Annotated in this window: 8 protein-coding genes and 1 pseudogene; 3 read left to right on the top strand and 6 right to left on the bottom strand. The window is 44.6% G+C overall.

Features of this window, described 5'->3' with window-relative positions; all coding sequences use genetic code 11:
* Positions 1-309, top strand: a pseudogene (locus Q338_RS04390) (hypothetical protein); the annotation flags it as partial.
* Positions 310-345: 36 nt separating this feature from the next.
* On the opposite strand, the gene Q338_RS04385 reads toward Q338_RS04390, so the two are convergent.
* Positions 346-2,073, bottom strand: coding sequence for a flotillin family protein (locus Q338_RS04385; protein ID WP_051968483.1), 1,728 nt, complete (start codon positions 2,071-2,073; stop codon positions 346-348).
* A 199-nt stretch (positions 2,074-2,272) separates the two neighbouring features.
* Between Q338_RS04385 and Q338_RS04380 the strand changes: the two genes are divergently transcribed.
* Complete coding sequence (locus Q338_RS04380; RefSeq protein ID WP_034292385.1) at positions 2,273-3,325, top strand: metallophosphoesterase; 1,053 nt, start codon at positions 2,273-2,275, stop codon at positions 3,323-3,325.
* 129 nt (positions 3,326-3,454) lie between these two features.
* Here Q338_RS04380 and Q338_RS04375 read toward each other — a convergent pair whose 3' ends face one another.
* From Q338_RS04375 to Q338_RS04365, 3 genes are all read right to left on the bottom strand, one after another.
* Positions 3,455-4,246 (bottom strand): PhzF family phenazine biosynthesis protein, encoded by a 792-nt coding sequence (locus Q338_RS04375; protein WP_172540006.1) that lies wholly within the window; start codon positions 4,244-4,246, stop codon positions 3,455-3,457.
* 136 nt (positions 4,247-4,382) lie between these two features.
* Positions 4,383-4,982 carry a hypothetical protein gene (locus Q338_RS04370; protein ID WP_034292383.1) on the bottom strand — a complete coding sequence of 200 codons (600 nt, stop codon included), beginning with the start codon at positions 4,980-4,982 and terminating at the stop codon, positions 4,383-4,385.
* 103 nt (positions 4,983-5,085) lie between these two features.
* Positions 5,086-6,687, bottom strand: a complete 1,602-nt coding sequence (locus Q338_RS04365; protein WP_034292381.1) for a peptide chain release factor 3 — start codon at positions 6,685-6,687, stop codon at positions 5,086-5,088.
* A 180-nt stretch (positions 6,688-6,867) separates the two neighbouring features.
* On the opposite strand from Q338_RS04365, the gene Q338_RS04360 reads away from it, so the two are divergent.
* Complete coding sequence (locus Q338_RS04360) at positions 6,868-7,215, top strand: hypothetical protein (RefSeq protein ID WP_034292379.1); 348 nt, start codon at positions 6,868-6,870, stop codon at positions 7,213-7,215.
* 195 nt (positions 7,216-7,410) lie between these two features.
* Here the strand turns inward: Q338_RS04360 and yidC are convergent, their stop codons facing one another.
* The gene (gene yidC, locus Q338_RS04355; RefSeq protein WP_034292377.1) at positions 7,411-9,081 is read right to left on the bottom strand and encodes a membrane protein insertase YidC; all 1,671 of its coding nucleotides are present in this window, start codon (positions 9,079-9,081) and stop codon (positions 7,411-7,413) included.
* 201 nt (positions 9,082-9,282) lie between these two features.
* A complete protein-coding gene (gene yidD / locus Q338_RS04350; RefSeq protein WP_034292375.1) occupies positions 9,283-9,495 on the bottom strand; it encodes a membrane protein insertion efficiency factor YidD in 213 nt (70 codons plus the stop codon).
* Between the last annotated feature and the right edge of the window lie 23 nt (positions 9,496-9,518).

Here is a 9,518-nt window from a genome sequence, read left to right as displayed (position 1 = left end):
TGGCAAATTGAAATGCTGTTTAGCTGCCTGAAAAAACGCGGTTTTGACTTGGAAGCCACGCACATGACTGACCCTGTTAAAATGGAAAAGTTGTTTGCGATTCTGGCAGTTACATTGGCTTGGGCTTATGTTATCGGGCGTTGGCAACATGCGCTTAATCCAATTAAGCCTAAATCTCATGAACGTTTATCGCAAGGTATTTTTCGTGTTGGTTTAGAGCAGCTTGCCAAAGCTGCCATGTTGATGATGGCAACTTTGGACTATTTTTCAAACCCAAAACAGGTCGTCCGATTTTTTGTCGTGTACTGAAAGGCTGCCTGAAAAACAGTTCGCCATTATAACAAATCAACTGTTTTTCTCCTGATTTGTCTCATTACCCGTATGGGAATTGTCGTTTTTTGGCTGAACAATATCATCTGGCGTGGGGTCAATCACATCATCGTGTCGCTGCAAAGTTTGCGTCAAGCCATTAATATCGCCGCCCTGCAAACCAATTTCGCGCAACAAACCGTCCACCAACGGTGCTTGGCTGCGGTAACGCAATGCGCTGTTCACCACTTGGTCAGCCAAACCCACTTCGCCCTGATGATTCAGGCTGCCTGAAACGCCACCGCCGCCCATCAAACCGCCACCATTGACTTGCAAAATCTTGATTTCATCAATATTTTCCATCGGTTTAGCAGATTCACGAATAATATCAGGCAATTGCTCGATGGTTTTCAGGCGAATTTGCATTTCCACCTGTTCGGGCGACAAGACATTGGCGGCTTTATTTAATTTCTCACGCCCTTCAGCATCCACAACATATTGTTTTTCTTGAGCATCTGCCAAAATTTTGATGGATTCTGCCTTATCCAAAGCCGCTTGTTTTTCGGCGGCGGCGGACACTTTGACGGAAATTGCCGCTTTTTGCGCTTCTTCTTGCGCGGCGATGATTTGCACCGCTTTGAGTCGCTCGGCGCGTTCTGTTTCGCGGACTTTTTCTACTGTTTCTTCTTGCAAAACCGCCATCGCACGGGCTTTATCGGCTTCCGCTTTAGCGGCACTTTCCAAACGCGATTTTTCGGCAATGGCGATGGTGCGTTCTTGTTCGGTCAATTTAATTGCTTGCTCGGTGCGTATGCCTTCATTTAAGACATCGCGGTCGGCTTCCAGTTTTTTCAATTCTAATTCTTTACGTTTTTCAATACGATAGGCTTCAATCAAGGCTTCTTGTTCCACCTTACGAATAGCAACTTCACGTTCTTGTTCAGAACGCGCATATTCTTCTTCACGCGCCAATTTTAATTTTTCACGTTCGGCTTGTAAGTTTTTGGTTTGCATGGCGATGTCATTGTCGCGCTCAATATCATTGCGTTCTTTTCTACGCGCTTCGGTGATTTCTGCCAAACGCACCAAACCCTCCGCGTCAAACGCATTGTCTTCATTAAAATATATCCTTTCCGTTTGGTCTAAACCCGTTAATGACACGGTTTCCAATTCCAAACCGTTTTTGGTTAAATCTTCGGTTACGGATAATTGTACTTTTTCAATGAAATCACTGCGTTTTTCGTGCAATTCTTTCATGGTCATTTCGGCGGCTACGGCACGCAATGCGTCCACAAATTTACCTTCAATCAAATCCGCCAATTCACCTTTGCTTTTGTTTCTAATGGGTTCTTCTGGATTTTCATGATTGGTATTTTCGGATTGGACAATTAAATTCAAGGTTTTCTTACCCAAAGTTCGGGCGGCAGTGGCTACACTTTCTTCGTCGTTTTTCACACGCACATAAAACTCAGCAATCACGTCCACGCGCATGCGGTCGCGAGTAATCAAAGCGTCTTTTTTTTCGCGGCTCACTTCCAAGCGCAAGGTGGTCATGTTCACATCAATTTTCGCCTGCAAACGCGGCAAGACAAAGGCACCACCACTCATCACCACTTTTTCGCCAAACAAGCCCGTACGCACAAACGCCCGCTCTTTGGTCGCCAATTGATAAAAATGCACCACAAATTCATACGTTCCCCACGCCGCACCAGCCATAGCCAACACACCAATAATAGTGGGCAACCAATTGAATAATTCTTCCATTGTGTTTCCTAAAAATAATATTTTTGCTTATTTCATCAAAGAGTTTAGGCTTTGTCAATTTGATTTCAGGCTGCCTGAAAATTGGTTTAAGATAACAACGACTTTACAACACATCTAAATCCCCCCTACCCTTTTCAGGCAGCCTGAAACGCATTTTTGTTATAATCGCCTTTCCTAAAATTTTACGCATAGGCACATCATGCCGCTTATACAAACCCTACCGCAAGGCAAATTAGACATCATCGGCGACGTACACGGACAATACGAAGCCTTACAAAATCTACTCCACTATCTCGGTTACGCCCCCGATGGCAAACACCCACAGGGTCGCAAACTCGTTTTTGTGGGCGATTTGGTGGATAGGGGCGATAATTCTCCAGCCGTATTAAACTGGTATCAACACGCCCATCAATCAGGTTATGCCTATATGGTGCTAGGCAACCACGAAATCAATCTGCTGATGAATGAACCCAAAGACGGTTCAGGTTGGTTTTTCAACAGCCGAGCCGACAAAGACGCACAAAACTACGCCCCATGGCACAGGCTGCCTGAAACACAAAAAAATGCAGTCATTCAATTTCTGAAAACCCAACCACTCGTATTAGAACGCGCCGATTTACGCATTGTCCACGCCGCATGGCTGCCTGAAAGCATTGCCAAACTCGCTGAACGCAATCACGAAGATTTAATCACGCTCCAACAAGAATGGGACGAATTGCAACATTGCTGCATTAAACACACCGCATGGTTTGACGACTATTTGGCAGAACAACGCGACCACGCCCACGACCTAGAAAATCCCAATACCGAACCACCCATGTTGCCCCACACCGCCACCCACGATGTGTTCAAATCCACTTTCCACCCGATTCGCGCCTTGACCTGCGGCATAGAAAAAGTGGCAGATGCGCCTTTTTACGCGAGCGGACGTTGGCGATTTTCCGTGCGCCACCCGTGGTGGGACGAATATCATGACCCGATTCCCGTGATTATTGGGCATTATTGGCGACAATGGTATCCGCTACGCAAACCGCCCAAGCACCGCGAACACACGTTTACCGTACCTGCTCATCATTGGCATGGTGCGCGTGGCAATGTGTTTTGTTGTGATTTTTCGGTGGGCGCACGTTGGCGCGACCGCAAGAAAGACATTCCGCCCAGCCAGTCCGAACACCGACTCGCTGCCTTGCGTTTTCCTGAAAAAACATTGGTTTTTGATAATGGGGAAGTGGTGCAAACGGTGTATGGTTGAATTTCAGGCTGCCTGACGGTACACAATCAATGTGTCAGGCAGCCTGAAAAATAGCTTTGTAGCTTGGGTTGGAAACCCAACAGTTTCATGATTTGCTTTTGTTTTGTGAATTTTCAGGCAGCCTGAAAATCACACGTTCACATAAATTTCCGATTTGGCAAACAACACCGCTTGCCCACCCAAAATCATGCGTTCTCCTTTGATTTCGCCATGCAAAATGCCACTTCTTGCGCTGGCTTGATAGCCGATTAAGCGATTTTTGCCCAACACCTTTGCCCAATACGGCAAAATATGGCAATGCCCACTGCCACACACAGGGTCTTCGCCAATCCCCAATTTGGGTGCAAATGAACGCGAAATGCAGTCAAATTGCGTGCTTTTGGCGGTAAAATGACACAAAAGTCCGTCTAATTGCGCGATTTTGGCATGGTCTGCTTGGTAATTTTTGACCACATTTTCATCATCAAAAACGCACAATAAATCACGTCCCAAATACACTTCTTGGGGCATCACGCCCAAAATCGCGCCAATTTGCGCCACATTTTCCTGCTGTTGCAACTCAAATACAGGAAAGTCCATTAAAAACAAATCATCTTGTTTTTGCACGCTTAATTTGCCAACTTGGGTGTGAAAAACCACATTTTCAGGCGGATTTGGCAAAATGTGATGCAACACAAACGCGCTGGCAAGCGTGGCGTGTCCACACAAATCAATTTCCGCTTTGGGCGTGAAATAGCGCAATAAAAATTCATCGCCTTGCGGCACAATAAAGGCGGTTTCGGACAAATTGTTTTCTTGGGCGATGTGCAACAAAATGCGGTCGTCCAGCCAATTATCCAATAAACACACCGCCGCAGGATTGCCCTTAAATATTTGATTGGTAAAGGCATCAACGGTAAATTGGCGTATGGTTTGGGGCATGTTTTTTCCTAAATCAATGGGGGCTTGGGGTTTTCAGGCAGCCTGAAAATGTAGGGTGCGTATGACGTACCATTTTGATGAATTTTCAATGACTTGGTGCATGGTACGCACCCTACAAAACTGAAAATTTGAATATTTAAAATTGCTTAACACCAACCATCTCAATTTTCACCAAATCCACAGGGTCATCATAATGACTGATTAAATTATCGGCATAAATGGGAGAATTGATTCGGGCAACATACTGTTTTTGATTCAATTTACCCTTATTTTCAAAACGCAATTCCATTTCACCAATATGCCAAGTACACAATCTACCCGTTTTAAAATAATCATCTGCCATTAAATAATCCCGATAAAGACGGACACGAAATTGGCGTTTACTTAATTGTTGAATGTGTTTGCCAGTTAAAGTATGACCATAATGTGGACGATAATCGCCAATCACACCTAAACTATCCAGTTTGTAACGGCAACTGTTGTCATTAATGTAATGCAATATAACCGATTTCAAAGTCAAATCTTTGGGTATTTGCAGCAAATCAATAGTAAATTCATAAGCTTGAATGGGCTTGGGATTTTTTCTGATTTGTACCACTTTATCAATATCTTCACGACTTTTGGCATTGGGTAAAACAGTCTCAATATCCTCTAACATCAAAGGTGTAAGGGCAAAAGAAACAGGACTATTCATCATAGCAAGCACCAGCACAATATACATAAACTGTTTTTTCATCATATAACCTTATTATTTAGATATGAGAGTTGAATCACATTTTATTAGAGATTTCAGGCAGCCTGAAAAGCCATTTCAAACCTTTCAGGCTGCCTGAAAAAAATCAATCATTCAAATTAACCGAATGCTCGCGCGTTTCGTGGAACACAATGTCTTTCCAACGCTCTTGGGTCAAATTCAAATTCACGCGATTGGGCGCCAGATACGCCAAATTGCCACCTGCGTCTGTCGCCAAATTGGCGGCATTGGCTTTTTCAAATTCCGCCAATTTTTTCTTGTCATCGCACGACACCCAACGCGCCGACCACACCGACACATTGTCAAACACCGCTTCCACGCCATATTCTGCCGCCAATCGTGCCGTTACCACCTCAAATTGCAACACGCCCACCGCGCCCAAAATCAAATCCGCGCCCGAATGCGGTTTGAACACCTGCACCGCGCCTTCTTCGCCCAACTGTTGCAAACCTTTTTGCAACTGTTTCATTTTAAGCGGATTTTTAATGCGGACGCTGCGGAACAATTCGGGTGCAAAAAACGGAATGCCCGTAAACGCCAACATTTCGCCTTCGGAAAAACTGTCGCCAATCTGAATGTTGCCGTGATTGGGAATGCCGATGATGTCGCCAGCATAGGCTTCTTCCGCCAACTCGCGCTCGTGCGACATAAACGTTACCACGCTGCTGGCTGAAATTTCTCGGTTGATGCGCAAGTGTTTGATTTTCATGCCACGTTCAAATTTGCCCGAACACACACGCAAAAAGGCAATGCGGTCGCGGTGTTTGGGGTCCATATTGGCTTGAATTTTAAAGATAAATCCTGAAAATTTTGGCTCTTCGGGTTGCACATCGCGCACGGTCGCATGACGTGATTTGGGCGCGGGTGCCCAATCAATCAGCGAATTCAAAATTTCTTGCACGCCAAAATTGTTAATCGCTGAACCGAAAAACACAGGCGTCAGGCTGCCTGAAAGAAATTCGCCCAAATCAAACTCGTTTGACGCGGCTTGCACCAACTCAATTTCATCACGAAGTTGTTGAATTTCCATAGGGAATTTTTTATCCAACTCGGGATTGTCTATGCCTTTGATGATGTCAAATTCGTGCGGCAATTTTTCGCCACCTGCTTCAAACAGGTAAATTTCATCGTTCAAAATGTGGTACACGCCCTTGAAATTTTTGCCCATGCCGATGGGCCAAGTTACGGGCGCACAACGGATTTTCAAAATGTTTTCCACTTCGTCCAGCAATTCCAAGCTGTCGCGCACTTCGCGGTCGTATTTGTTCATGAAGGTAACGATGGGCGTGTTGCGCATGCGACAAACATTCAATAATTTAATGGTTTGCGCTTCCACGCCTTTTGCCGCGTCAATCACCATCAGTGCGCTGTCCACCGCCGTAAGTACGCGGTAGGTGTCTTCGGAAAAGTCTTGGTGCCCAGGGGTGTCCAGCAGATTGACGGTGTGGTCTTTGTATTCAAATTGCATGACGCTGGACGCAACGGAAATGCCGCGCTGTTGCTCAATTTCCATCCAGTCGGAAGTGGCGAATTTGCCTGTTTTTTTGCCTTTTACTGTGCCTGCGCTCTGAATCGCGCCTGAAAACAGCAGCAATTTTTCGGTTAAGGTGGTTTTGCCCGCGTCGGGGTGGGAAATAATCGCAAAAGTGCGGCGTTTTTGAACGTGTTCTAAAAGTTCTTGGGACATGGTTTTCTCAATTTTGAAGTCGTATAAAAGTTTTCAGGCAGCCTGAAAAGCGAGCGGCTACCTGAAAAGTTGTATTATTTTACTGTTTTTAGCGAATTTTGAACATGGATTGTTGTCAGGCAATTTGATTGTTTTTATAATCTTATTTTTTAGAAGTCATGAAGTTGGCGAAAGGCAAAAATGTCTGTTTTTATTGAATTGCAAGACGTGTTTACCAAAGAAGTTCAATGTGTGAATTCCAATCACATTGTGCGCATTGTTCCGTATTTGAAAGAACATGTTGCACCTGAATTTGCTAATACGCAACCCGATGATTTTAACAGCCAAACCTGTGCCACGATTTTCTTGAGCGATGGCAGTAAAATCATTGTGTTTGACCAAGACGCGTATATTGCCACGCATGACTATACGTCATTTAGCTACGGCGAACACGTTACGGCGGCGGGCAATGTGAAAAAATTACTTAATACGGAATTAACACGTATGTATCAAGGCATGCACGTTTCGTATTTTAGTGGGCATTTGTAAATGTTCAGGCTGCCGCTGTGCGCCAAAATAATGGGCGGCACAAGCGGCGATAAGTTGTGCCTGTCTGCTTTGCAGGCTGCCTGAATCATCAATATTCTTCATCGGTCGGATAGGCGTATCCGACATTTTTTATTATTGTCCATAAAAAAACGCTTTCAGGCAGCCTGAAAGCGTTTTTTTATTGATTAAACTAGATTATTTTTTCTTCTTTTTATTGCCTACAGGCTCTTTGTCCAAAACCACACCATTGCTTGTTACCAAATTCAGCTTGCGGTTGATGTACCATTGTTGGGCAATGGTCAACAAGTTGTTCACCACATAGTACAACACCAAACCAGCAGGGAAGAAGAAGAACATAATGGAGAACATCAAAGGCATAATCTTCATCATTTGTGCTTGCATGGGGTCGCTCGGTGGTGGGCTAAGTTTGGTTTGAAACCACATGGTCGCCGCCATCAGTAAAGGCAAAATATAAAATGGATCAGAACGCGATAAATCACTAATCCAGCCCAACCAAGGTGCTTGGCGCAATTCCACCGACAGGAAAATCATCCAATACAAACCAATGAAAATCGGCATTTGCAGCAACATCGGCAAACAGCCACCCAATGGGTTAATCTGTTCATCACGATACAATTTCATCATGGCTTGTTGCATGCCCATTTGATCGTTAGCGTATTGTTTTTTCAAAGCTTCCATTTTGGGCGCAACGGTACGCATTTTCGCCATAGATTTATACGCTTTGTCATTTAATGGGTACAAAACGGCTTTCACAATCAAAGTCAGCACCACAATTGCCCAACCCCAATTGCCAATAAAATCATGCAGTTTATTCAATAACCAGAACAAAGGTGCAGCAAAAATGTGTACACGACCATAATCTTTCAGTAAATCCAAATTCGGCGCAACTTGATTCAACACTTTAGTCGTTTGTGGACCCGCATACAAATTCGCGCTAAAGGTTTGCATACCACCAGCAGCTATATCTTTCGCAGGCAGACTAAAACCTGCCGCATACAAATTGTCCGCACGTTTTTTCACACTCACCGTGCAACCTGCTTCACACAAATTAGATTGCGCTTCATGCGTTTGTGCCAACCAAGTCGCGGCAAAATAATGCTGAATCATGCCCACATAACCACCTGTGGCTTTACGTTGATACTCTACTGTATCTTTGCCAGATGTGAAATCATCGTCTAAATCGCCGAATTTTACTTTTTGGAATGCATCCACATCGGGTGTGTACACCACAGGACCTGTATAGCTCGCCATAAACCAGCCTTGACCTTCAGGCGTATGGTTGTCGCGCACGATATTGTAGGCTGGAGCGATTTTGGTTACGCCGCCTTGATTTTGTACTTCAAAACGCACGTTTACCAAATAGCTGCCTTTGGTAAAGGTGTAAATCTTGTTGATTTGCAAACCATTTTTTGCAGGCGCAGTTAAACGTACTTCCACTTTATCGCCATTAAGCGCATAGGATTTTTGTGCAGCGGAAAATTGCACGTCTTTCAGCAAACTTGCGCCTTGTGCGTCCAACAAATCGGATTGGGCGATGTAAGTGTGTTTGTCTGAATTATCAAATAAAACAAAGTTTTTCGTTTTATCTTCAGTCGCGTCATATTTCAGCAAAGTCAAACCGCGCAAATCGCCCGATTTTTCATCAATCACGGCTTTGACGGTATCGGTTTCCACCATAATCGGCGTGGTCGAGCCAAGCGGCGAAGCCACCGCAGTAGGTGTGGTGGTGGCGGTACTGGTTGCAGCATTTTGCGCTTGAGGTTTGGGTGTGGGGAAGAAATATTCCCAACCCATTAAAATGGCGAGCGATAAGGTCATCGCCCACATCATTCGTTTGAAATCCATCTTATTGATTTCCTTATTGATTCAAATTGGGGGTAATGCCATGTTCAGGCAGCCTGAAAACCGATAACACCATAAGTAGGGTGCGTATTACGCACCAAATTATCAAATTTTTTCAATGATTTGGTGCGTGATACGCACCCTACATTTTAAGTGTTGATAAAATTTTTGTACTGAAAGGCAGCCTGAAAACCGATAACATCATCAAGGCACGGGGTCATAGCCGCTTCCCCCAAATGGGTGGCAACGACAAATCCGTTTCATCGCCAAATAGCCGCCTTTACACGCGCCGTGTTTGTCGATGGCTTCTATCGCGTATTGCGAACAAGTAGGCACATAACGGCAGCGCGGCGGAATAAGCGGGCTGATGGCAAGTTGGTAGAAACGAATTAGGGCAAGTAATAATTTATTTATCATAGGCTTAACATAATTCAGGCAGC

This window comes from Alysiella crassa DSM 2578 (assembly GCF_000745955.1).
Taxonomy (GTDB): Bacteria; Pseudomonadota; Gammaproteobacteria; order Burkholderiales; family Neisseriaceae; genus Simonsiella; species Simonsiella crassa.
Note: the sequence above shows the minus strand (reverse complement) of the source record. Positions and strands in the feature narration are given on the sequence as shown.

What these genes read in the sequence shown, in the direction of transcription:
- Q338_RS04385 (WP_051968483.1), bottom strand. Translation starts at nt 2,073, where the DNA reads ATGGAAGAATTATTCAATTGGTTGCCCACTATTATTGGTGTGTTGGCT.
- Q338_RS04380 (WP_034292385.1), top strand. Translation starts at nt 2,273, where the DNA reads ATGCCGCTTATACAAACCCTACCGCAAGGCAAATTAGACATCATCGGC.
- Q338_RS04375 (WP_172540006.1), bottom strand. Translation starts at nt 4,246, where the DNA reads ATGCCCCAAACCATACGCCAATTTACCGTTGATGCCTTTACCAATCAA.
- Q338_RS04370 (WP_034292383.1), bottom strand. Translation starts at nt 4,982, where the DNA reads ATGAAAAAACAGTTTATGTATATTGTGCTGGTGCTTGCTATGATGAAT.
- Q338_RS04365 (WP_034292381.1), bottom strand. Translation starts at nt 6,687, where the DNA reads ATGTCCCAAGAACTTTTAGAACACGTTCAAAAACGCCGCACTTTTGCG.
- Q338_RS04360 (WP_034292379.1), top strand. Translation starts at nt 6,868, where the DNA reads ATGTCTGTTTTTATTGAATTGCAAGACGTGTTTACCAAAGAAGTTCAA.
- yidC (WP_034292377.1), bottom strand. Translation starts at nt 9,081, where the DNA reads ATGGATTTCAAACGAATGATGTGGGCGATGACCTTATCGCTCGCCATT.
- yidD (WP_034292375.1), bottom strand. Translation starts at nt 9,495, where the DNA reads ATGATAAATAAATTATTACTTGCCCTAATTCGTTTCTACCAACTTGCC.